Genomic DNA, 22,909 nt, shown 5'->3' on the forward strand with positions numbered 1-22,909 from the left:
ACGGGCAAAGAAAAACGCCTTCGCCGCATAAAGCGACGAAGGCGTTATTTGCAAGCGCTAGGGCTTACAGACCTACGGAGTCGGCAATTTCTTTGAACTCTTCGATTTGGTCGAAGTTCATGTAGCGGTAGATGTCTTCGCTATTGGCTTGCAGAACGCCCATATCGGCCAGGTACTCTTCGCGGGTTGGGATGCGACCCAGACGCGAGCAAATGGCAGCCAGTTCAGCCGAACCCAGGAACACGTTGGTGTTCTTGCCCAGACGGTTGGGGAAGTTACGGGTACTGGTGGACATGACAGTAGCGCCTTCGCGAACCTGTGCCTGGTTACCCATGCACAGCGAGCAACCGGGCATTTCCATACGAGCACCGGCGACACCCAGAACGCCGTAATGGCCTTCTTCAGTCAACTGTTGCTGGTCCATCTTGGTCGGCGGAGCGACCCACAGACGGGTTGGAATGTCGCGCTTGCCTTCCAGCAGCTTGGAGGCTGCACGGAAGTGACCAATGTTGGTCATGCAGCTACCGATAAACACTTCGTCGATCACGGTGCCAGATACTTCGGACATGGTTTTCACGTCGTCAGGATCGTTCGGGCAAGCCACGATAGGCTCGTGAATTTCAGCCAGATCGATGTCAATAATAGCGGCGTACTCTGCATCTGCATCAGGTTCGAGCAGTTCAGGATTGGCCAACCAGGCTTCCATGGCCTTGATACGACGAGTAATCGTGCGCTCGTCTTCGTAGCCATTGGCAATCATCCACTTGAGCAGCGTGATGTTGCTGTTCAGGTATTCGATGATGGGCTCTTGGTTCAGGCGTACGGTACATGCCGCGGCAGAACGCTCGGCCGAAGCGTCGGACAGCTCGAAAGCCTGTTCGATTTTCAGGTTAGGCAGGCCTTCGATTTCCAGAATACGACCGGAGAAGATGTTCTTCTTGCCGGCTTTTTCAACGGTCAGCAAACCTTGCTTGATGGCGTACAGAGGGATGGCGTTAACCAGGTCACGCAGGGTGACGCCGGCTTGCATTTCGCCTTTGAAACGCACCAGAACGGATTCGGGCATATCCAGAGGCATTACACCTGTGGCAGCGGCAAAAGCCACCAGACCGGAACCAGCGGGGAAGCTGATACCAATAGGGAAACGGGTGTGCGAGTCGCCACCGGTACCAACGGTATCGGGCAGCAACATGCGGTTTAGCCAGGAGTGGATGATACCGTCGCCGGGACGCAGGGAAACACCACCGCGTGTGCTGATGAAAGCAGGCAGTTCGTGGTGAGTTTTAACGTCAACAGGTTTTGGATAGGCAGCAGTGTGGCAGAAGGACTGCATGACCAGATCAGACGAGAAGCCCAGGCAAGCCAAGTCTTTCAGTTCGTCGCGAGTCATTGGGCCCGTGGTGTCCTGGCTGCCAACGGTCGTCATGCGAGGTTCGCAGTAAGTGCCGGGACGTACGCCTTCGCCTTCAGGCAAACCGCAAGCGCGGCCAACCATCTTCTGGGCCAGCGAGAAACCTTTACCGGAATCAACAGGGCTTTGTGGCAGGCGGAACAACTTGGTGGGAGGCAGACCCAGGGCTTCGCGAGCACGGGTGGTCAGGCCACGGCCAATGATCAGGGGAATACGGCCACCGGCGCGTACTTCATCAAACAGCACGTCGGACTTGACCTGGAATTCGGAGATCAGCTGGCCATTTTTGAAGGCTTTGCCTTCGTAGGGACGCAGTTCAACCACGTCGCCCATGCCCATTTCGGAGACGTCCAGTTCAATAGGCAGTGCGCCCGCATCTTCCATGGTGTTGTAGAAGATAGGTGCAATCTTGCTGCCCAGACACACGCCACCAAAGCGCTTGTTAGGAACGAAAGGAATGTCTTCACCGGTGAACCACAACACGGAGTTGGTAGCCGATTTACGCGAAGAGCCGGTACCGACCACATCGCCCACGTAGGCAACCAGGTGGCCCTTTTCTTTCAGGGATTCGATGAAGCTGACAGGGCCTTGCTTACCGGGCTCTTCAGGTTCGATACCTGGGCGTGGGTTTTTCAGCATGGCCAGAGCGTGCAGCGGAATATCCGGGCGGCTCCAGGCGTCAGGGGCGGGGGACAAGTCGTCCGTGTTGGTCTCGCCAGTGACTTTGAAAACGGTAACGGTCAGGCTTTCAGGGACTTCGGGGCGGCTGGTGAACCACTCGCCGTCAGCCCAGCTTTGCATGACTTCTTTGGCAAAGGCGTTGCCCTTTTCGGCTTTTTCCTGAACGTCGTGGAAAGAGTCGAACATCAACAGGGTGTTTTTCAGACCGTTGGCGGCGATCTGGCCCAGTTCGGGCGAGTCCAGCAGTTCGACCAGCGGGCTGATGTTGTAGCCACCCAGCATGGTTCCCAGCAGCTCAGTGGCGCGCTCGCGGCTGATCAAAGCACAGGATTCTGTGCCCAGCGCGATGGCGGCCAGGTAGGAGGCTTTGACCTTGGCGGCATCATCCACACCAGCGGGGACGCGGTGAGTGATCAAGTCGACCAGGAAAGCTTCTTCACCAGCAGGCGGGTTCTTGATGAGCTCGATCAGCTCGGCGGTCTGCTGAGCCGACAAAGGCAGCGGGGGAATGCCCTGAGCGGCGCGCTCGGCAACATGTTCGCGGTAAGTGTTCAGCATAGTGCAGGGGCCTATCGGATAAATGGTTGAGATGGAAATGCAATAAATCGCTTCTTGGCCCAATTGTAATTTGAAGCGGGCAGCGAAGCAATGGTCTTATATCTTATATAAGACTTACATTAAGCTGAATGATGCGGAGGCTCAGGCAAGCAGCTCGGCGTACTCGGGGTGACGGCGGAAATAGACCACGGCATAGCTGCACAGCGGACGTACTTTCCACTGTTGGTTTTTTGCCGTTTCCAGCGCAAAGCGAGTCAGTTGCCCGGCGATACCGCGGCCCTCCAGCTCGGTCGGAACGCGGGTGTGGGTGATGCTCATGATGGCATCGTCCAGTTCGTATTCGATAACACAGCGCAGGTTCTCAACGTCGCAATAAAACAGACGTGCTTGCGGGTCGTGGTGGATCTCGGTAGTGATAGCAATCTCCTTCAAGTGGGGTTGGAGTGCAGGGCAATCAGAATCCAAACAGCCAGCATGCAGATCATGCCCAAAAAGCAGCCGCCCCACAGTCCCATCAGGGGCCATTTGACGCCCATGGGAACGTCTTCGGGCTGTACATGCTTGAGCAGACGGTTGGCATTGCCAAACAGCGAGCTTTGGCGTTTGGGAAAGTTCAGGCGCAGAAAATAATCCAGCAGCACGCCTGCTTTCAGGGAGAAGGTGAGCTTTTCCCAGGGGTATTGGTCCAGATAAGGATGTCGCAATACCTGGTTGCTGCGGCGCAGATTAAAAAGCAAAAGATACGCACCCGAAACCAGACTGGTCAGGGCACAGGCAATCATCAGGGTTCCGGCCAGGGGCAGGGCATAGCGTACGAAATCAGAGAGCATTTAAGTCACCAGCAAGACGGCCCCGCCTGCACAATGCGGCGGGGCCGTGAGTCAAATCACAGGCGAATAATAGCCTAGGATCTGTGACTTATGGGCGCTGATCCAGTGGCACAAAGCTCTGGTTTTCAGGGCCGACATAGTTGGCGGTAGGACGGATAATCTTGTTGTCCACGCGCTGCTCAATGACGTGAGCCGCCCAGCCAGCCGTACGCGCGATCACGAACAGAGGCGTGAACATGGCGGTTGGCACACCCATGGTGTGGTAGGACACGGCCGAAAACCAGTCCAGGTTGGGGAACATTTTTTTCACTTCCCACATCACGCTTTCCAGGCGTTCGGCGATCTCGTACATGCGCGTATTGCCGTCCGCTTCGGCCAGCTCTTTGGCCACCGATTTGATGACTTCATTGCGTGGGTCGGAGATGGTATAGACGGGGTGACCGAAGCCAATAATGACTTCTTTGTTTTCCACGCGTTTACGGATGTCTTCTTCGGCCTGGTCGGGGTTCTCGTAGCGCTTCTGAATTTCAAAGGCTACTTCGTTGGCACCGCCGTGCTTGGGGCCGCGCAGCGCGCCAATGGCACCGGCAATTGCAGAGTAGAAGTCTGAACCGGTACCGGCGATGACGCGGCTGGTGAAGGTGGAGGCGTTGAATTCGTGCTCGGCGTACAGGTTCAGCGATACGTGCATGGCCTGTTCCCATTCGGCCGATGGCTTCTCGCCATGCAGCAGATGCAGGAAGTGAGCGCCGATGCTGTCATCGTCGGTCTGTACGTCGATCATTTCGCCGTTGTGGCTGTAGTGGTACCAGTACAGCAGAGCCGAACCCAGGCAAGCCATCAGGCGGTCCGCGATGTCGCGGGCGTCGGGCAAATTGTGGTCGTCTTTTTCAGGCAGGACGCAACCCAGCACCGAGACGGCCGTGCGCATCACGTCCATGGGGTGACTATGGGCAGGCAGGGTTTCCAGCGCACTTTGCAGGGCCAGAGGCAAGCCGCGCAGACGCTTGAGCTTTTGCTTGTAGGCGCGCAGTTCGTCGCGGTTGGGTAATTTGCCGTGAATCAGCAAATGGGCCACTTCTTCAAATTCGCAAGCCTGGGCCAGGTCCAAGATATCGTAGCCGCGGTAGTGCAAATCATTGCCACTGCGACCGACCGTGCACAAGGCGGTATTACCTGCAACAACGCCAGACAGGGCAACAGATTTCTTGGGCTTGAAGCCAGTGCTCGGGGTGTTCTCAGTACTGCTCATAAAGGTCTCCTGGTTGCTGGGCAGCCAGCACGAGGCTGGCTGCTGAATGGGTTTCTACCCGCTCTGGCCTTGATAAAGAGCCCGGCGGGAGCCTGTGATGGCTCAGGACTTCTTGTTTTTTTCGAACAGCTTGTCGAGGCTTTGCTCGTAAGCATGGTAGCCGATACGATCGTACAGTTCTTCACGAGTCTGCATCAAATCGATGACATTTTTTTGATGGCCGTCACGACGGATCGCCTGGTAAACCGCTTCGGCAGCCTTGTTCATGGCGCGGAAGGCGGACAAGGGGTAGAGCACCATGGCGACCTGTACCGAAGCCAGTTCCTCAACCGTGAACAGCGGGGTTTGGCCGAACTCGGTGATATTTGCCAGCACCGGCACATTCAGGGTTTCGGTAAAGCGACGGTAGGTGTCCAGGTCGTAGCAGGCTTCGGCAAAAATACCGTCGGCCCCGGCCTCCACACAAGCCTGGGCGCGTTCCAGAGCGGCGTCTACGCCTTCAACAGCAATGGCGTCCGTACGGGCGATGATGAAAAACTCGGGGTCGGTACGGGCATCGACAGCGGCTTTCACGCGGTCAGCCATTTCGCTGGTGCTGACGATTTCTTTGCCGGGACGGTGACCGCAGCGCTTTGCGCCTACCTGGTCTTCAATGTGGCAAGCGGCTGCGCCAAATTTGATCAGGCTTTTGACGGTGCGGGCAATGTTGAAGGCCGAGGCGCCAAAGCCGGTATCAATGTCCACCATCAAAGGCAGGTCGCACACATCGGTAATGCGGCGAATGTCGGTCAGCACGTCATCCAGGGTGTTGATGCCCAGGTCAGGCAAGCCCAAAGAGCCAGCTGCTACACCGCCGCCCGACAGGTAAATGGCACGGTAGTTAGCGCGTTGTGCCAGCAGGGCGTGGTTGGCGTTGATGGCGCCAATGATTTGCAAAGGCTGCTCTTCACGCAGGGCCTGGCGGAAACGGGCGCCGGCCGATGTCAGTTGGTTTTGGCTCATTCTGGGCTCCAGATCACATCATTTAAAAAATGGTCGTCAGCACAGTGCTGAGACGGGTTGATTCTATTAAAGCAAACGCCGTGCCAAGTTCCTATATGTATGGGATGGACCGTCTAAAGCCAGAATAGGCGGGGATTGATGGCATTGGGCAGACGTCTGGGATTTTCTTCTAAGTACAGTAGCTTTGCTTTTGTGTTTCAATATTGAAACGTAATTTGAAACAATGTCGCATTACTGATCGATAGGTGCAACGTATATGCCATATGCCTCTTCCTCTCCTGCCCGTTTGCGCCTGGTGGCCTTTGGGCTTCATGGCTTGCGTTCTTTGCTGGAAGAGCTGGTGCCGCAATTCCGTGCCCAAGCGGAAATTTTGATTGTCGATAAAGCCTACGGCGAGGCGGTGGAAGCCGTACAGGTTTTGCGACAGACGGGTGAAATCGACGTGTTGATCTCTGCCGGTTCCAATGGCAGTTATTTGCGTGACCACTTGGATGTGCCGGTTGTATTGGTGCATCCCGGTGGTTTTGACATTATGGGTAGCCTGGCTTTGGCGCAGGCCGAGCGCAAAGCTGTGGTCACTTACGGCGAAATGCCGTTGGAATTGATGGAATTTGTGCAGCGCTTCGACTTGCCGGTAGAACTGCGTAGTTACCGCAGCGAGGCCGATGCACGTAGCTGTGTTCAGGATTTGAAAGAGCTGGGGGTGGAATGGGTGCTGGCCCCTGGTTTGGTGGTCGATCTGGCTCGGGAAAATAATATGCAGGGCGTCTTGCTCTATTCCCAAGGTGCAGTACGTCAGGCTCTGGAATCAGCTATCGAGTTGGCTCGTGTTGCGCGCGCAGAAGCGGCTCGCCGGGATCGTTTGAATACGATTTTGGCGCAGTTACGTGACGGTGTAGTGTCAGTGGATCGGGACGAACGTATTGAGACCGTCAACCCGGCGATGGAGGCGTGGTTAGGCAAGCCAGCACAGGCTGTGATTGGTCGCCGTTTGGGCTCGCTCTATCCTGAGCTGGATTTGGCGGGGACCTTGCGTAGCTTGGAAGTGCAATTGGATACGGTGCAACAAGTCGGTGGCCGCACAGCGATCGTGACCCGCATGCCGATTTTGGAACAGGGGCGCTTGAGTGGTGCGGTCTTGCTTTGCCAGGACCCGGCGGCTATCCAGCGATTGGATCGCAGCTTGCGTTCACGCAGTCAACAAGCAGCCTCACGGCATGCCCGCTACGAGCTATCTGATTTGGTAGGGCAAAGCTTGCCCATGCAGAAGTTGCGTGCCCAGGCGCAGGCTTGTGCGCAAAGCGCCGCCACTACGTTGATTATTGGCGAAAGTGGCACGGGTAAAGAGCTATTGGCACAGGGCATTCATAGTGCCAGCTCCCGGCGAGCGCAGCCTTTTGTGGCGGTGAACTGTGCCGCATTTCCCGATAGCCTGCTGGAAAGTGAACTGTTTGGGTATGTTGAAGGCGCCTTCACCGGCTCTAGCCGTGGCGGCAAAGTGGGGCTGGTCGAAGCCGCCCACACCGGTACCTTGTTTCTGGACGAGATCGGTGAAATGCCTTTACCGCTGCAAACCAGGTTGCTCCGTGTTTTGCAGGAAAAAGAAGTGCTGCGTATTGGCGCGATTGAACCGACCCCAGTGGATGTGCGCGTGATTGCGGCCACTCACCGCGATCTGGCCGCGCAAGTTAAAGAAGGTGTGTTCCGTCAGGATCTGTTTTATCGCTTGAATATCCTGGTGCTGCGCCTGCCACCTTTACGTCTGCGCACGCTGGACTTGCCGGAACTGGTCGAACATTTATTGGCAAAAGTGGCGCAACGTTTGGGTGGGGCAGTCACGCTGAATCCGGATTGGCTGGCCGAGCTGCTGGAGTTGGGGCGTCACTACCCTTGGCCTGGCAATATCCGCGAGCTGGAAAACTTGATCGAGCGCTTGATGGTGCTGGGCACGGTGCAAAGTGACCAGGCGGTGGTGCTGGAAGATATTGCGCCAGAGTTACGGGCCGGAGTGACTGAACCCGCTTTGCCAGCCTTGCGTGATCAACAAGAGCGTAGCGAGCAGGAGTATCTGACCAAAGTGTTGGAGGAGAACGGTGGTAACCGTGCGCTGGCGGCTCAGCAGCTGGGGATCAGCCGCAGTACTTTGTGGCGGAAGTTGCGCAAGGGCTGAGGTAATGACCGTCCAGGCAAAAAAAATCCCCGCCGATAAAGGCGGGGATTGCAGACACTAGCGGGTCAATTAACCCAGCAGGTCTTTCACACCGTCGCGCTCTTCCAACAGCTCGTTCAGTGTGTGGTCCATGCGCTCACGCGAGAAGGCGTCGATTTCCAGACCTTCAACACGCTTGTACTCACCGTTTTCGGTGGTAACCGGCACGCCGTAGATAATGCCTTCAGGAATGCCGTAGGAGCCGTCCGAAGGAATACCCATGGTGACCCATTTGCCATTGGAGCCCAGAACCCAGTCACGCACGTGGTCGATGGCAGCGTTGGCAGCCGAAGCAGCCGAGGACAGGCCACGGGCTTCGATAATGGCGGCGCCACGTTTGCCCACGGTGGGGATGAAGGTTTCGCGGTTCCAGGCCTGGTCGTTGATGACGGCGTCGATCTTCTCGCCGCTGACAGTCGCAAAGCGAGTATCTGGGTACATGGTGGGCGAGTGGTTGCCCCACACAATCAGGTTTTCGATGTCAGCAACAGCCTTGCCGGACTTGGTGGCCAACTGCGACAGAGCGCGGTTGTGGTCCAGACGCAGCATGGCGGTGAAGTTCTTCGCTGGCAGATCAGGAGCGGACTTCATGGCGATGTAGGCGTTGGTGTTGGCAGGGTTGCCGACCACCAGTACTTTTACGTCACGGCTCGCCACTTTGTTCAGGGCACGGCCTTGTGCTGTGAAGATCTGGGCGTTGAAAGCCAACAGGTCTTTACGCTCCATGCCTGGGCCGCGAGGACGGGCACCGACCAGCAGGGCGATATCAACATCTTTGAATGCGGTTTCAGGGTCGCTGTGGGCGGACATGCCTTGCAGCAGCGGGAAGGCGCAGTCGTCCAGTTCCATCATGACGCCCTTCAGGGCCTTCTGGGCTTTCTCGTCGGCGAGTTCCAGCAACTGCAGGATTACAGGCTGGTCTTTGCCCAGCATTTCGCCAGAGGCGATGCGAAACAGCAGGGCGTAACCAATCTGGCCAGCAGCGCCGGTAACGGCGACACGCATTGCGGGTTTGGACATGAGAGTAAGACTCCGTTTTTGGGTTTGAAGACGGTGACGAAAAACACAGTTTAAATCTTTTGCGGGCCGTACTGTTGGCCTGGAAAACGGTTTTTCGCAAGAGGGAAAGCCTCTTTTTTCACTGCGCAGACTAGACCAAAACGATAGCGCCGTCAAACGTCTTATATCTTATATAAGACATAAGAGCGTTAGACATTCGGGGCCGGTCATGCGAAAATTAGTGCACTGTCTATTTTATGAACAAATGCGCGCCCTAGGCTGTATTGATCGCGCATTTTTTATGAGCCCCATGTCTGATAACGTGCCGCCGCTACGCGCCCAGGAAATCGAAAAATCCGCTCCTAGCGCGGCCTATAGCCCTCTGTATCAACAGATTAAGGCTTTGCTGCTGCAAGGGCTGGATCGTGGCGAGTGGAAGCCCGGCGAAGCCATCCCCAGCGAACTGGAGCTGGCCGCACGTTTCCAGGTCAGCCAGGGCACGGTGCGTAAAGCTATCGACGAGCTGGCTGCCGACAATCTCCTGATCCGTCGCCAGGGGAAAGGCACGTTTGTTGCCACCCACCACGAAGCGCGTGTGCGTTTTCGTTTTTTGCGTCTGGCCCCTGATGATGGCAAACCCGTTGCCTCCCAGAGCCGTATTCTGGATGTGCGCCGCATGAAGGCCCCCACCGATGTTGCCGTGCTGCTGGATCTGCGCACGTCCGATATGGTGGTGAACCTGCGCCGTGTGCTGTCCTTTGATCAGACGCCCACTATTTTTGACGACATCTGGTTGCCCGGTTCCGTCTTCAAGGGCCTGACCCTGGAAGCCGTTGAGCAGAATAAAGGCCCGATGTACGCCTGGTTCGAGAGCAAGTTTGGCGTGAGCATGGTGCGCGCCGATGAAAAGATTGGTGCTGTCAGTGCCACTAGCGAGGCCGCATCGGTCTTGCAGGTAGCGCTTGGCTCGCCCTTGCTGCACGTGGAACGCGTGTCCTATACCTATGGTGACCGACCGATGGAATTGCGCCGGGGTTTATACCTGACTGAGCGCTTTCATTACCGAAACACGCTCAGTTAGTGCGGCGGCATACGGTATTTGATACTGCACCGCAGTGTCAAATAGGTGAAAATACCAAGGTTAAAAATTTTATGACTTTTTTTTATCTACTTCGAGGCCATCATGTCTGATACCGCACCCAAGCAGCGCCCGCAGTATCGCAATATCGGCGTGCCGCAGATATTGAGTTACCGCTTGCCCCTGGCTGCAAAATCGTCGATTTTGCATCGTGTCAGCGGCGCATTGCTGTTTCTTTGCCTGCCGCTCGTCTTATTGCCACTGTTCTCTTTGAGCGTCAGCTCTCCAGAGTCCTTCGCGACTATGCGCAGCTACGTTGATAACCCTGTCTGTAAGCTGGTTCTTCTGGTTCTGATCTGGGGTTACTTGCACCACTTCTGTGCAGGCATTCGCTATCTGGCCCTGGACCTGCACTTGGGTAACGACAAAGAGTCCGCCAAGAAATCGGCCGGTATGGTTTTCGGGGTTAGCCTGGCGCTGACCGTCGTGTTTGGTTTGAAACTGTTTGGGGTTTGGTAATGGCTAATCGTGAACGCATTGGCGCAAACCGACTGGTAGTGGGTGCTCATTACGGCACCTTGGACTTTTTGGCGCAGCGGGTTACCGCGGTCATCATGGCCATCTACACCGTGGTCATCATCGGCGGCATCCTGTTTAGCAGTGAACTGAACTTCGAGACCTGGCGTGGCCTGTTCTCGTTCACCGTGGGTTCCCTGCCTTTGGGCCAGTTGCTCGCTACCTTGTTCTTCCTGTCTTTGTCCTGGCACGCCTGGATTGGTGTGCGTGACATCTGGATGGACTATGTCAAGCCCGCCGGTCTTCGCTTGTTGCTGCAGGTGTTGACCTTGCTGTGGCTGGTAGCCAGCGTCGTCTTTTTCGCAAAAATTATCTGGAGTCTCTAAACCGTGGCTTCCATCACAAACTCTTTGCCCCGCCGTCAGTTTGACGTAGTCGTGGTCGGTGCCGGTGGCGCCGGTATGCGTTGTTCCCTGCAATTGGCTCAGGCCGGCTTGTCCGTGGCTGTACTTAGCAAGGTGTTCCCAACCCGTTCGCACACGGTAGCAGCTCAAGGTGGCGTCAGCGCCTCTCTGGGCAACATGAGCGAAGACCATTGGTACTGGCACATGTACGACACCGTCAAGGGTTCGGACTGGCTGGGCGACCAAGACGCCATCGAATTCATGTGCCGTGAAGCTCCACACGCTGTGTACGAGCTCGAGCACTTCGGTATGCCTTTTGACCGTAACCAGGATGGCACGATTTATCAGCGTCCATTTGGTGGTCACACGGCCAACTTTGGTGAAAAACCTGTTCAACGTGCCTGTGCCGCTGCTGACCGTACCGGCCATGCCATGTTGCACACCTTGTACCAGCGTAACGTTGCAGCCCGCACCCAGTTCTTCGTGGAATGGATGGCGCTGGATCTGCTGCGTAACGAAGCAGGTGACGTCCTGGGCGTAACTGCCATGGAAATGGAAACCGGCGAAATTTACGTTCTGGAAGGCAAGCGCGTTGTGCTGGCTACCGGTGGCGCTGGCCGCATCTGGGCTGCTTCCACCAACGCATTCATCAACACCGGTGATGGCCTGGGTATGGCTGCTCGTGCCGGTCTGCCTTTGCAAGACATGGAATTCTGGCAATTTCACCCCACTGGCGTTGCCGGTGCAGGTGTTCTGATTACGGAAGGCGTGCGCGGTGAAGGCGGTATCTTGCTGAATAAAGACGGCGAGCGCTTCATGGAGCGTTACGCGCCTACCCTGAAAGACTTGGCCCCACGCGACTTCGTGTCCCGTTCCATGGACCAGGAAATCAAGGAAGGTCGTGGTTGTGGCGACGGCAGCTACGTGGTGCTGAAGCTGGATCACCTGGGTGCTGATGTCATCAAGAAACGTTTGCCATCGATTCGCGAAATCGCGATCAAGTTCGGTAACGTGGACCCGATCAAAGATCCGATCCCGGTGGTTCCAACCATCCACTATCAGATGGGCGGTATCCCCACGAACTACTACGGTCAGGTTGTGACCCAAACGCCAACGGGCGAGAACAAGATCGTTAACGGTCTGTATGCCATCGGCGAATGTGCTGCCACTTCTGTACACGGTGCCAACCGTCTGGGTACGAACTCCCTGCTGGATCTGATCGTGTTCGGCCGTGCTGCGGGTAACCACATTGTGGATTCGCACCCCGAGAAAGATCACTCCCACCAGGAAATCAACGAGTCCTCCATCGAGTTCTCGCTGGACCGCGTCAACCGTCTGGAATCCCGTACCTCGGGCGAGAAAGCACAAGACGTGGGCAACAAGATCCGTGTGGCGATGCAAGCCCACTGCGGCGTGTTCCGTACCCTGGATCTGCTGCACAAGGGTGTTGAACAGATCGACTCCCTGATCCCCGAAGTCAAAGACATTTACTTCAAAGACAAGTCCAAGGTGTTCAATACCGCCCGTATTGAAGCTCTGGAAGTGGCCAACATGATCGAAGTGGCGCGTGCCACGACCAAGTCGGCTGCCAATCGTACTGAAAGTCGCGGTGCTCACGCCCTGAACGACCACCCTGAACGTGATGACGAAAATTGGTTGCGTCACACCCTGTGGTTCTCGGAAGGCAGCCGTCTGGAGTACAAGCCTGTCCAGATGAAGCCTCTGACAGCCGAAACTATTCCGCCCAAGGCCCGGACTTTCTAAGCAGGATACTGACATGAGCCAAAAACGTAAGGTCAAATTTGAAATCTATCGCTACGATCCTGATAAGGACGAGCGTCCCTACATGCAAAAGATCGAAGTCGAGTTGGAACCTACCGACAAGATGCTGCTCGATGCGATCCTGCGCATTAAAAACGACATGGACGACAGTATTGCGCTGCGTCGTTCCTGCCGCGAAGGTGTGTGCGGTTCCGATGCCATGAACATCAATGGCAAGAACGGTCTGGCCTGCACCACCAATATGCGTGACTTGAAAGAACCCGTGGTGTTGCGCCCGCTGCCAGGTCTGCCGGTTATCCGTGACCTGATCGTGGACATGACCCACTTCTTCGATCAGTACCATTCGGTCAAGCCATTCCTGATCAACGATGCCCCTCCGCCAGAGAAAGAGCGTTTGCAAACGCCTGAAGCTCGCGAGGAGCTCGATGGTCTGTATGAGTGCATTCTGTGCGCCTGCTGCTCGACCTCTTGCCCATCGTTCTGGTGGAACCCCGACAAGTTCGTCGGTCCTGCTGGGTTGTTGCAAGCCTACCGTTTCATCGCTGACTCGCGTGACGAAGCGACCGGCGAGCGTTTGGATAATCTGGAAGATCCATACCGCTTGTTCCGCTGTCACACGATTATGAATTGCACGGATGTCTGTCCAAAAGGCCTGAACCCGTCGCATGCCATCGGCAAGATCAAAGAAATGCTGGTGCGTCGCAGTATCTAAAAAGGTGGGTATGTACCGATGAGAACATTGACGGAATTGGAGCGTGCGCGCCTGCGCTGGCGTGCGCGCCGGGGCTTGCTTGAAAACGACCTGATGATCACCCGTTTTCTGGATCAATATGAAAACGAGCTAACTGATCAGGACGTGTCGGCCCTGACCCGCTTGTTCGAAATGGACGATACAGTTTTGCTGGATGTCCTTTTGGCTCGCTCTGAGCCAGAAGGGCAGTACGCCACAGCGGACATTCAGCGACTAGTAGACATTATGCGAAAGCTATAACCATTGAGGAAAAAAGTGATGGAATTGTCAGATAAAAAAGCCACGCTATCCTTCTCCGACGGAAGCCCTTCGGTTGAGTTCCCTGTACACAAGGGCACCGTAGGTCCAGACGTGATCGATATCCGTAAGCTTTACGGTCAGACAGGTATGTTTACCTATGACCCGGGCTTTATGGCAACGGCGGCTTGCGAATCCGGTATCACCTACATTGACGGCGACAAAGGCCAGTTGATGTACCGTGGCTACCCGATCGACCAGTTGGCACAAAAGTGCGATTTCATGGACGTGTGCTATTTGATCCTGAACGGCGACTTGCCTGACGCGGATCAAAAGCAGGAATTTGATTCCCTGGTCACGAACCACACCATGGTTCAGGAACAGATGCAGCATTTCCTGCGTGGTTTCCGTCCGGACGCTCACCCCATGGCAATACTGACTGGCCTGGTCGGTGCCTTGTCGGCGTTCTACCATGATTCCACGGACATCACGAATCCTCATCACCGTCATGTGTCGGCTATTCGCTTGATCGCCAAGCTGCCTACTCTGGTTGCGATGGCGTACAAGTATTCTTTGGGACAGCCTTTCATCTATCCCAAGAATGATTTGTCCTACACCGGCAACTTCTTGCGCATGATGTTCGCGACGCCTTGCGAAGACTACAAAGTCAACGAAGTGGTTGAGCGCGCTCTGGACCGTATCTTCATTTTGCATGCAGATCACGAGCAAAACGCCTCGACTTCTACCGTTCGTCTGTGCGGTTCGTCTGGAACCAATCCTTTCGCTGCGATCGCTGCGGGTGTTGCTTGCTTGTGGGGTCCTGCCCACGGTGGTGCAAACGAAGCTTGCCTGAACATGCTGGAAGAGTTGCAAGCCAACGGCGGCATCGACAAGGTTGGCGAGTTCATGGAGAAGGTCAAAGACAAGAACTCGGGCGTGCGTCTGATGGGCTTTGGTCACCGTGTCTACAAGAACTACGACCCACGCGCCAAGCTGATGCAAGAAACCTGCAAGGAAGTTCTGGAGGCCCTGGGCCTGGAGAACGATCCTCTGTTCAAGCTGGCGATGGAAGTCGAGCGCATTGCGCTGGAAGATCCTTACTTTGTCGAACGCAAGCTTTACCCTAACGTAGACTTCTACTCGGGTATTGTTCAGCGCGCCATCGGCATCCCAACGTCCTTGTTCACAGCGATCTTCGCTTTGGCTCGTACCGTGGGCTGGATTGCTCAGTGGAACGAAATGCTGTCCGATCCAGACTACAAGATTGGCCGTCCACGTCAGTTGTACGTGGGTCCAGTCCAGCGCGACGTACCTGCTCAGCGTTAATCGCTGATGCTTTTCCCCTGCGGCATCAGCAGTAGGGGAAGGCAAAAGTACGCACTCCTTGATGGGGTGCGTTTTTTTTTCAATATAGTTTTAGCAGTGTATGGCCATGAAGGCGCGAATCGTCTTTGTCAGGCTGTGGTGCTGGGGTGTGTAGTGTCGGTGGCGTCCTGACGAATGGAGGCCAGTATACGGCGTCGAAGCAAACCACTAACAGGCCTGATCAGATACCGATACGGCGTAAATTTACGTCGTGCCTCTTTGTCCAGGCAGAACACGCGTGTTTCGGTGCTTAACTGGGTGTGGCTGTCGTTCAGCTGTTCAGTCTTGAAGCTAAGTACCAGCTTGGCGGCACCAGACTCCTTGAATGCAAGAAACTCTGCCCCATCCTTTACTGCGGATTGTCCGTAGTTAAGCATCCAGAATTTCCCCGCTAAGCCAAATGCCAATTCCTGGTCTGCGTTTTGCTCCAGCATGGTGAAATTGTCCAAGCTGAATGGCGCTTGGGAGACAGCTTTTCGACGTTTCAATAAATCGAATAGTCGCATGGGGAGTCCGCGTGCAGCAATAGCACATTTAAATATCAGATCGCTATCCGGTTTGTAGCAGAGTGCTGCTGCGATCACCTCCGCTTGCGTAGCTGCTATGTCCAGCGCATGCCTTTCGTGGAAATGAGAGTTGGGTAGGTATTTGTCGCTCAAAGACACGTGCGCCTTCCTTGGGTGACCTGGATGTCAAATTATATGACTCGGCTGGGGCTTAGCGATACGAGAACCCATGGCAATCTGGTGGAGGATTGCTGAGGTCGCAGCTACTTTTGTGTTTGCGGTGCGGCGTAAGGAGTAGGGCAAGGATGTATGAATACACGTCCCATAAAAAAACCGGATGCAGCGTAAAGCCGCATCCGGTTTTTATTTAGCTAAACAGGATTAGCTGTTTTGCTGAGCTTCTTGCTGGGCATCCACAACAGCCAGGGCTGTCATGTTGATGATGCGACGCACAGTGGCGCTAGTGGTCAGGATGTGGATGGGGCGAGCCGCACCCAGCAGGATGGGGCCCATGGCCACACCGTTGCTACCTGTCATCTTCAGCATGTTGTACGTGATGTTGCCGGCGTCCAGATTAGGCGTGATCAGCAGGTTAGCCGAACCGCGCAGCGTGCTGTCGGGGAAGGCTTTCAGGCGGATCTTCTCGGACAAAGCGGAGTCAGCGTGCATCTCGCCGTCCACTTCCAGGTCTGGAGCACGTTCAGCCAGGATCTGACGAGCCTTGGCCATCTTGCGCGAGGACTCGGTCTGGCGGCTGCCAAAGTTCGAGTGCGACAAGAGAGCCACGCGAGGCACCACGCCAAAGCGACGAACTTCCTCGGCGGCCTGGATCGTCATGTCGGCGATCTGTTCGGCGTTGGGGTTCTCGTTAACGTGCGTGTCGCACACAAACAGAGTTTGTGTTGGCAGCATCAGGACGTTCATGGCGGCGAAGGTTTGTGCTTCTTTCTTCAGGCCAATGACTTGCTCAACGTATTGCAGTTGGCTGTCGTAGTTGCTGGCCACACCGCAGATCATGCCGTCAGCGTCACCGCGTTGCAGCAGCATCACGCCGATCAGCGAGTTGTGCTTGCGGATCATGGCTTTGGCGATGTCTGGAGTGACGCCTTCACGCGCTTTGAGCTTGTAGTAGGAGGTCCAGGTTTCGGTGAAGCGATCGTCGTCTTCAGGATCAACGATTTGCACGTTCTTGCCAGCTTCCAGACGCAGACCCGCTTTCTTGACGCGCATCTCGATCACGCTGGGGCGACCTACCAAAATAGGCTGGGCCAGCTTTTCGTCCACGACGGTTTGAACAGCACGCAAGACACGTTCGTCTTCGCCGTCGGCGTAGATGATGCGCTTGGGAGCAGCCTTGGCCTGCATGTACAACGGACGCATCAGCGGGCCGGTGTGGTAGGTCATGGCGATCAGTTTCTGACGGTAGGCGTCCATGTCTTCGATCGGACGGGCGGCAACGCCGGAGTCCATCGCAGCTTGGGCCACGGCAGGAGCGATCTGAACGATCAGACGGGAATCAAACGGTTTGGGGATAATGTACTCAGGGCCAAAACGCAGGTCTTCGCCACCGTAAGCGGTCGCCATATCGTCGCTTTGCTCGACCTGGGCCAGCTCGGCAATGGCTTTCACGCAAGCCAGCTTCATTTCTTCGTTGATCACGCTGGCACCAACGTCCAGGGCACCGCGGAAAATGAAGGGGAAGCACAGCACGTTGTTGACCTGGTTCGGGTAGTCCGAACGGCCAGTAGCGACGATGCAATCAGGGCGGGCAGCCTTGGCGATTTCAGGGCGGATTTCAGGCTCGGGGTTAGCCAGGGCCAGAATCAAAGGCTTGTCGGCCATGGTCTTGACCATGTCGGCGCTCAGGACGCCAGGAGCCGAGCAACCCAGGAATACGTCAGCATCGACCATGGCATCAGCCAGGGTACGGGCATCGGTTTCTTGAGCATAGCGAGCCTTGTTGGGCTCCATGTTTTCGTCGCGGCCCTTCCAGATGATGCCACGCGAGTCAGCCACAAAAATGTTGCTGAGCTGCACACCCAATGCCACCAGCAAGTCCAGACACGCAATGGCGGCAGCGCCTGCGCCCGAACACACCAGCTTGATGTCGCTCAGGTTCTTGTTGACGACTTTCAGGCCGTTCAGAACAGCGGCGGAGGAGATAATGGCGGTGCCGTGCTGATCGTCGTGAAAGACGGGGATGCGCATGCGCTCGCGCAGCTTCTTCTCAATGTAGAAGCACTCGGGAGCCTTGATGTCTTCCAGGTTTACACCACCCAGGGTGGGTTCCAGCGCTGCAATGATATCGACCAGCTTGTCCGGGTCGGTTTCGTTGAGCTCGATATCGAACACATCGATGCCGGCAAATTTCTTGAACAGGCAGCCTTTGCCTTCCATGACGGGCTTGGCGGCCAGAGGGCCGATATTGCCCAGACCCAGCACAGCGGTACCGTTGGTGACAACAGCCACCAAATTGGCACGCGATGTGTACTTGGCGGCGGCTTCTTCGCCTTCGGCGTAGATGGCCATGCAGGCAGATGCGACGCCGGGGGAATAGGCTAGCGAGAGGTCATCTTGATTGGCTAGGGTCTTGGTGGGAACCACCGAGATTTTCCCGGGAGTGGGATACGCGTGATAGTCCAGCGCAAGTTTGGCCAGATCGGCGTTGGCATCCATTTTGGTAAAGCTCCTGATAGGATTTTCTAGTGTAAAAGTGAATCTAATTTATAAGAAATACAGTCACCAGGTAGGTGCTGATTTGTTATAGACAGCATATGTCATGGCAACGCTTGGATGCCCGCCAGAGGATGGCCTGGGGCAGTGTGGGCTCGGTTTGGTGGAAAAGGGCCCGCGAAGCGCATACGTGCTGTACCCGATTAGCATATCGGAATTTTTCCTTCATGTGGGGCCGCTAAGAGGCGTCAATCATGATTTGGCGCGCTTCTTTTGTAAGAATTCGCCCTTGTGATTGATTGATGTGTTTGTTAATGCCAACGGTATGGTGCAGTCGCCAAGCATTTTAGATGTCATTAATTGCGCCTTTGGTGTGCGGCGTTATACTAGATCGATACGGCTTGTATAAGGCGTCCTACGTTGCCTTCTGCTCCTGCTATCCGCTAACCGGCGAGGTCCGTGTCGCGGAAGGTTTTCCTGCATCTCAACACGAGTGAAACACTCGGCTAGGTGAAGCGTAATAATGTCATCGCAAAAAGAACTGCTCAGTAACTCTTATTTGTTCGGGAGCAATGCTCCTTACGTCGAAGAACTCTACGAGTCCTATCTCGACAATCCAGGCTCGGTCGCTGACCAGTGGCGCGAGTACTTCGATCAGCTGCAGCATCAGCCTGCTACTGACGGCCGCGACAGCACCCGCGATCAAGCGCATGCGCCTATCGTCGAGTCCTTTGCTCAGCGTGCCAAAGCCAACGCCTTCCTGACCAGCGCGCAAGCACCGGATCTGGCTGTTGCCATGAAGCAAGTCTCGATCCAGTCCATGATTGCGGCGTACCGCTCTCTGGGTGCACGCATTGCCGATCTGGACCCGCTCAAGCGTTCCGAACGCCCCAGCATCCCTGAACTGGACCCCGCTTTTTACGGACTGACCGAAGCGGATCTAGACCAGGTCTACTCCGCCACCAACACCTACTTCACCAAAGCTGACACCATGACGCTGCGCGACATGCTCAAGGCCTTGCGTGATACGTACGCACGTTCGGTGGGCGCAGAATTCATGTACATCTCCGACCCGGTCGTCAAACGCTGGATTCAGCAACGTCTGGAGTCAGAGCCCGGTACCGGTTCTTTTAACGTTGAGCAAAAGCGCAACATCTTGCAGCAGCTGACCGAGGCCGAAGGCCTGGAACGCTTCCTGCACACTAAATACGTAGGTCAAAAACGATTCTCTCTGGAAGGTGGCGAGAGCTTCATCGCGTGTATGGATGAAGTCGTCAACCATGCCGGCGAGAACGGTGTTCAGGAAATCATCGTGGGTATGGCCCACCGTGGTCGTTTGAACATGCTGGTCAACATCATGGGCAAGATGCCTGCTGATCTGTTCGCTGAGTTTGAAGGCCATCACGCAGAGGGCTTAACCGACGGCGACGTGAAGTACCACAACGGTTTCTCCAGCGACTTGTCCACTCGTGGCGGTCCTGTTCACCTGTCCCTGGCCTTTAACCCTTCCCACCTGGAAATTGTGAATCCTGTGGTTGAAGGTTCGGTCCGTGCTCGCCAGGATCGTCGTAACGACGAAGAAGGTAGCCAGGTACTGCCCGTGCTAGTGCACGGTGACGCGGCTTTTGCCGGTCAGGGCGTGGTGATGGAAACACTGAACCTGGCCCAGACTCGTGGCTACGGTACCGGTGGTACGCTGCACATCGTTATTAATAACCAGATCGGTTTCACAACGTCTGACCCCCGCGATACACGCTCCACGCTGTATTGCACGGATGTGGTCAAGATGATTGAAGCCCCTGTGTTCCACGTCAACGGCGACGATCCCGAAGCCGTCGTGTTCGTGACACAGCTGGCACTGGACTTCCGCCGCGAGTTCAAACACGACGTCGTGGTTGATATCGTCTGCTTTCGTAAACTGGGCCACAACGAGCAAGATACTCCCTCGATGACCCAGCCGCTGATGTACAAGAAAATTGGCCAGCATAACGGTACGCGCAAGCTGTACGCCGACAAGCTGGTAGCTCAAGGCATTCTGGCCGAGAACGAGCCTGAAGATCTGGTCAAGGGCTACCGTCAACTGATGGAAGACGGCAAGCGTACGGTTGAACCTGTTCTGACTGACTACAAGAACAAGTACGCCACTGACTGGTCCGCTTTCCTGGGCGCCAAATGGACTGACCAGGCTGATACCGCCTTGCCACTGTCCGAACTGACGCGCATCGGTGAAAAGCTGACAACCGTTCCCGAGGACTTCACGGTTCACCCCTTGGTCAACCGCATGCTGAACGACCGTCGTGCCATGGCACGTGGCGAAGCTAAAGTGGACTGGGGCATGGGCGAGCACTTGGCTTTTGCTACGCTGGTGAACAATGGCTACGCCATCCGTATTACCGGTCAGGATTCGGGCCGTGGTACGTTCACACACCGTCACGCTGTTTTGCACGATCAAAAGCGCGAACGCTGGAACGACGGTGCGTACATCCCTCTGCAAAACGTCTCCGAGGGCCAGGCTAGCTTTACGGTTATTGACTCGGTCTTGTCCGAAGAAGCCGTGTTGGCCTTTGAATACGGTTACGCGTCCGCAGAACCTAACATCCTGACTATCTGGGAAGCTCAGTTCGGCGACTTTGCCAACGGTGCCCAGGTTGTAATCGACCAGTTCATTACCTCGGGTGAAGCCAAGTGGGGCCGTCATTGCGGTCTGACCTTGATGCTGCCACACGGTTACGAAGGCCAGGGCCCAGAGCACTCCTCCGCCCGTATCGAGCGTTTCCTGCAACTGTGCGCAGACAACAACATTCAGGTTGTTCAGCCTACTAACGGCGCTCAGATCTTCCACGTGCTGCGTCGCCAGATGATCCGTCCTTTCCGCAAGCCTTTGGTCATCATGACGCCCAAGTCCTTGCTGCGTAATAAAGACGCTACGTCGCCCTTGAGCGATCTGTCTGAAGGCCACTTCATGCCTGTAATCGGCGAAGTGGACGAGGCGATTGATGCAGCTGCTGTCAGACGCGTCTTGGCTTGCTCGGGCAAGGTTTACTACGATCTGGTTAACCACCGTAAAGAGCTGGAGCGCAACGATATTGTCATTATCCGTGTGGAGCAGCTGTACCCGTTTGCCCACAAGGCCTTCCAGGCAGAACTGGCCAAGTACAGCAACGCCAAGGAAGTAATCTGGGTTCAGGACGAACCTCAAAACCAAGGTGCATGGTTCTACGTTCAGCATCACATCTACGAGAACATGACCGAAGGTCAGAAGCTGGGTTACGCCGGTCGTGCCGCTTCCGCCTCGCCTGCAGTCGGTTACCTGGCCAAACACCAGGAACAACACAAGGCGTTGCTGGAGCAGGCTTTCGGCGTACGCAAAGGCTTCATGCTGACCAAATAACGCACCCCAAATTTTAAATACGGAAAATATAATCATGGCAATTACCGACGTTCTGGTTCCCCAACTTTCTGAATCCATCTCCGAAGCAACTTTGCTGGAGTGGAAAAAACAACCTGGCGAAATGGTTCAGGCCGACGAGATCCTGATCGAAGTTGAAACCGACAAGGTCGTGCTTGAAGTTCCTGCACCTGCTTCGGGCGTGCTGAGCGAAATCGTCAAGGCTAACGGCAGCATCGTTACCTCCGGCGACGTGCTGGCTCGTATCGACTCCGAAGGCAAAGCCAGTGCCGCTGCTCCGGCCGCCGCTGAACAAGCTGCTCCTGCTGCTGCACCAGCCGCCGCTCCGGCTGCCGGTTCGGCCGCTTCTTCCGTAGCTTCGCCTGCTGCTGCCAAGATCCTGGCAGAAAAAGGCGTGGAAGCCAGTTCCGTGGAAGGCTCGGGCCGTGGTGGCCGCATCACCAAGGGTGACGCACTGCAAGCCAACGCTCCTGCTGCCAGCAAGCCTGCTGCTCCTGTTGCACCTCCAACTCTGTCCCTGGACGGTCGTCCAGAACAGCGCGTGCCCATGAGCCGTCTGCGTGCCCGTATCGCCGAGCGTCTGCTGCAGTCGCAATCCGAAAACGCCATGCTGACCACGTTCAACGAAGTCAACATGCAAGCGGTGATGGATCTGCGTAAAAAGTACAAAGATCAGTTCGAAAAAGAGCACGGCGTCAAACTGGGCTTCACCTCGTTCTTCGTCAAGGCGGCTGTCGCTGCTCTGAAAAAATTCCCCGTGCTGAATGCCTCGGTAGATGGCAAGGACGTCATCTACCACGGTTACTTCGACATTGGTGTGGCTGTCGGTAGCCCACGCGGTCTGGTAGTGCCTATTTTGCGCAACGCCGACCAACTGACTATCGCCGAAATCGAACAGCAAATCGCTGACTTCGGTGCCCGTGCTCGTGACGGCAAGCTGACCCTGGAAGAAATGACAGGCGGTACCTTCTCGATCTCCAACGGTGGTGTGTTCGGCTCCATGCTGTCCACCCCGATCATCAACCCACCTCAGTCCGCTATCCTGGGCATTCACGCCACCAAGGATCGTGCTGTTGTGGAAAACGGTGAGATCGTCATTCGCCCCATGAACTACCTGGCCATGTCTTACGACCACCGTATCATCGACGGTCGCGAAGCGGTGTTGGGTCTGGTGGCCATGAAAGAAGCGCTGGAAGATCCTCAGCGTTTGCTGCTGAACGTCTAAGCACGTAGTCGTTTCGGTCTA

At 55.8% G+C, this 22,909-nt stretch carries 18 protein-coding genes; 10 read left to right on the forward strand and 8 right to left on the reverse strand.

The features are described from left to right. Positions 1–64: 64 nt before the first annotated feature. The 5 genes from acnB to prpB all read right to left on the reverse strand — a co-directional run bounded on the left by acnB (position 65) and on the right by prpB (position 5,734). Complete coding sequence (gene acnB / locus IE156_RS08695; protein ID WP_189392108.1) at positions 65–2,650, reverse strand: bifunctional aconitate hydratase 2/2-methylisocitrate dehydratase; 2,586 nt, start codon at positions 2,648–2,650, stop codon at positions 65–67. Between the two features lie 141 nt (positions 2,651–2,791). Next, positions 2,792–3,082 (reverse strand): GNAT family N-acetyltransferase, encoded by a 291-nt coding sequence (locus tag IE156_RS08700; RefSeq protein WP_373296506.1) that lies wholly within the window; start codon positions 3,080–3,082, stop codon positions 2,792–2,794. Continuing rightward, a complete protein-coding gene (locus tag IE156_RS08705; RefSeq protein ID WP_189392109.1) occupies positions 3,079–3,480 on the reverse strand; it encodes a hypothetical protein in 402 nt (133 codons plus the stop codon). The genes IE156_RS08700 and IE156_RS08705 overlap by 4 nt, the downstream gene beginning before the upstream one ends. 88 nt (positions 3,481–3,568) lie before the next feature. Further along, entirely contained in the window at positions 3,569–4,732 is a 1,164-nt protein-coding gene (gene prpC, locus IE156_RS08710; protein ID WP_189392110.1) for a bifunctional 2-methylcitrate synthase/citrate synthase, read from the reverse strand. Positions 4,733–4,834: 102 nt separating this feature from the next. Next, positions 4,835–5,734, reverse strand: coding sequence for a methylisocitrate lyase (prpB, locus tag IE156_RS08715; protein ID WP_189392111.1), 900 nt, complete (start codon positions 5,732–5,734; stop codon positions 4,835–4,837). Positions 5,735–5,990: 256 nt separating this feature from the next. Between prpB and prpR the strand changes: the two genes are divergently transcribed. Continuing rightward, the gene (prpR, locus tag IE156_RS08720) at positions 5,991–7,904 is read left to right on the forward strand and encodes a propionate catabolism operon regulatory protein PrpR (protein ID WP_189392112.1); all 1,914 of its coding nucleotides are present in this window, start codon (positions 5,991–5,993) and stop codon (positions 7,902–7,904) included. A gap of 69 nt (positions 7,905–7,973) precedes the next feature. Here the strand turns inward: prpR and IE156_RS08725 are convergent, their stop codons facing one another. Then, the gene (locus IE156_RS08725; RefSeq protein WP_189392113.1) at positions 7,974–8,963 is read right to left on the reverse strand and encodes a malate dehydrogenase; all 990 of its coding nucleotides are present in this window, start codon (positions 8,961–8,963) and stop codon (positions 7,974–7,976) included. A 289-nt stretch (positions 8,964–9,252) separates the two neighbouring features. Here IE156_RS08725 and IE156_RS08730 point away from each other — a divergent pair, with 289 nt between their 5' ends. The 7 genes from IE156_RS08730 (at position 9,253) to gltA (ending at position 15,036) form a co-directional block, all read left to right on the forward strand. Then, on the forward strand, positions 9,253–10,023 hold the full coding sequence (locus IE156_RS08730; protein WP_189392263.1) for a GntR family transcriptional regulator: 771 nt from the start codon (positions 9,253–9,255) through the stop codon (positions 10,021–10,023). Positions 10,024–10,125: 102 nt separating this feature from the next. Further along, positions 10,126–10,539 carry a succinate dehydrogenase, cytochrome b556 subunit gene (sdhC, locus tag IE156_RS08735; RefSeq protein WP_189392114.1) on the forward strand — a complete coding sequence of 138 codons (414 nt, stop codon included), beginning with the start codon at positions 10,126–10,128 and terminating at the stop codon, positions 10,537–10,539. Then, entirely contained in the window at positions 10,539–10,922 is a 384-nt protein-coding gene (gene sdhD / locus IE156_RS08740; protein ID WP_189392115.1) for a succinate dehydrogenase, hydrophobic membrane anchor protein, read from the forward strand. The genes sdhC and sdhD overlap by 1 nt, the downstream gene beginning before the upstream one ends. Positions 10,923–10,925: 3 nt before the next feature. Beyond that, positions 10,926–12,704 (forward strand): succinate dehydrogenase flavoprotein subunit, encoded by a 1,779-nt coding sequence (sdhA, locus tag IE156_RS08745; protein ID WP_189392116.1) that lies wholly within the window; start codon positions 10,926–10,928, stop codon positions 12,702–12,704. Positions 12,705–12,717: 13 nt separating this feature from the next. Then, positions 12,718–13,434: a succinate dehydrogenase iron-sulfur subunit gene (locus tag IE156_RS08750; RefSeq protein WP_189392117.1), complete on the forward strand. Its 717-nt coding sequence runs from the start codon at positions 12,718–12,720 to the stop codon at positions 13,432–13,434. Positions 13,435–13,452: 18 nt separating this feature from the next. Beyond that, positions 13,453–13,713: an FAD assembly factor SdhE gene (locus IE156_RS08755; protein ID WP_189392118.1), complete on the forward strand. Its 261-nt coding sequence runs from the start codon at positions 13,453–13,455 to the stop codon at positions 13,711–13,713. Between the two features lie 18 nt (positions 13,714–13,731). Further along, positions 13,732–15,036: a citrate synthase gene (gene gltA / locus IE156_RS08760; RefSeq protein WP_189392119.1), complete on the forward strand. Its 1,305-nt coding sequence runs from the start codon at positions 13,732–13,734 to the stop codon at positions 15,034–15,036. Positions 15,037–15,164: 128 nt separating this feature from the next. On the opposite strand, the gene IE156_RS08765 is transcribed toward gltA, so the two are convergent. Together IE156_RS08765 and IE156_RS08770 are read right to left on the reverse strand one after the other, a co-directional pair. Further along, entirely contained in the window at positions 15,165–15,740 is a 576-nt protein-coding gene (locus tag IE156_RS08765) for a hypothetical protein (RefSeq protein WP_189392120.1), read from the reverse strand. Between the two features lie 222 nt (positions 15,741–15,962). Then, positions 15,963–18,257, reverse strand: coding sequence for an NADP-dependent malic enzyme (locus tag IE156_RS08770; RefSeq protein ID WP_189392121.1), 2,295 nt, complete (start codon positions 18,255–18,257; stop codon positions 15,963–15,965). A gap of 520 nt (positions 18,258–18,777) precedes the next feature. Here IE156_RS08770 and IE156_RS08775 point away from each other — a divergent pair. Next, a complete protein-coding gene (locus IE156_RS08775; RefSeq protein WP_189392122.1) occupies positions 18,778–21,645 on the forward strand; it encodes a 2-oxoglutarate dehydrogenase E1 component in 2,868 nt (955 codons plus the stop codon). Between the two features lie 34 nt (positions 21,646–21,679). Then, positions 21,680–22,888 (forward strand): 2-oxoglutarate dehydrogenase complex dihydrolipoyllysine-residue succinyltransferase, encoded by a 1,209-nt coding sequence (odhB, locus tag IE156_RS08780; protein WP_189392123.1) that lies wholly within the window; start codon positions 21,680–21,682, stop codon positions 22,886–22,888. Positions 22,889–22,909: the final 21 nt, after the last annotated feature.

This window comes from Alcaligenes pakistanensis, assembly GCF_014652815.1.
Classification (GTDB): Bacteria; Pseudomonadota; Gammaproteobacteria; order Burkholderiales; family Burkholderiaceae_B; genus Alcaligenes; species Alcaligenes pakistanensis.

Excerpts from the sequence above, each read along its gene's own strand:
- acnB (WP_189392108.1), bottom strand. The coding sequence starts at position 2,650 with ATGCTGAACACTTACCGCGAACATGTTGCCGAGCGCGCCGCTCAGGGC.
- IE156_RS08705 (WP_189392109.1), bottom strand. The coding sequence starts at position 3,480 with ATGCTCTCTGATTTCGTACGCTATGCCCTGCCCCTGGCCGGAACCCTG.
- prpC (WP_189392110.1), bottom strand. The coding sequence starts at position 4,732 with ATGAGCAGTACTGAGAACACCCCGAGCACTGGCTTCAAGCCCAAGAAA.
- prpB (WP_189392111.1), bottom strand. The coding sequence starts at position 5,734 with ATGAGCCAAAACCAACTGACATCGGCCGGCGCCCGTTTCCGCCAGGCC.
- prpR (WP_189392112.1), top strand. The coding sequence starts at position 5,991 with ATGCCATATGCCTCTTCCTCTCCTGCCCGTTTGCGCCTGGTGGCCTTT.
- IE156_RS08725 (WP_189392113.1), bottom strand. The coding sequence starts at position 8,963 with ATGTCCAAACCCGCAATGCGTGTCGCCGTTACCGGCGCTGCTGGCCAG.
- IE156_RS08730 (WP_189392263.1), top strand. The coding sequence starts at position 9,253 with ATGTCTGATAACGTGCCGCCGCTACGCGCCCAGGAAATCGAAAAATCC.
- sdhC (WP_189392114.1), top strand. The coding sequence starts at position 10,126 with ATGTCTGATACCGCACCCAAGCAGCGCCCGCAGTATCGCAATATCGGC.
- sdhD (WP_189392115.1), top strand. The coding sequence starts at position 10,539 with ATGGCTAATCGTGAACGCATTGGCGCAAACCGACTGGTAGTGGGTGCT.
- IE156_RS08750 (WP_189392117.1), top strand. The coding sequence starts at position 12,718 with ATGAGCCAAAAACGTAAGGTCAAATTTGAAATCTATCGCTACGATCCT.
- IE156_RS08755 (WP_189392118.1), top strand. The coding sequence starts at position 13,453 with ATGAGAACATTGACGGAATTGGAGCGTGCGCGCCTGCGCTGGCGTGCG.
- gltA (WP_189392119.1), top strand. The coding sequence starts at position 13,732 with ATGGAATTGTCAGATAAAAAAGCCACGCTATCCTTCTCCGACGGAAGC.
- IE156_RS08770 (WP_189392121.1), bottom strand. The coding sequence starts at position 18,257 with ATGGATGCCAACGCCGATCTGGCCAAACTTGCGCTGGACTATCACGCG.
- IE156_RS08775 (WP_189392122.1), top strand. The coding sequence starts at position 18,778 with ATGTCATCGCAAAAAGAACTGCTCAGTAACTCTTATTTGTTCGGGAGC.
- odhB (WP_189392123.1), top strand. The coding sequence starts at position 21,680 with ATGGCAATTACCGACGTTCTGGTTCCCCAACTTTCTGAATCCATCTCC.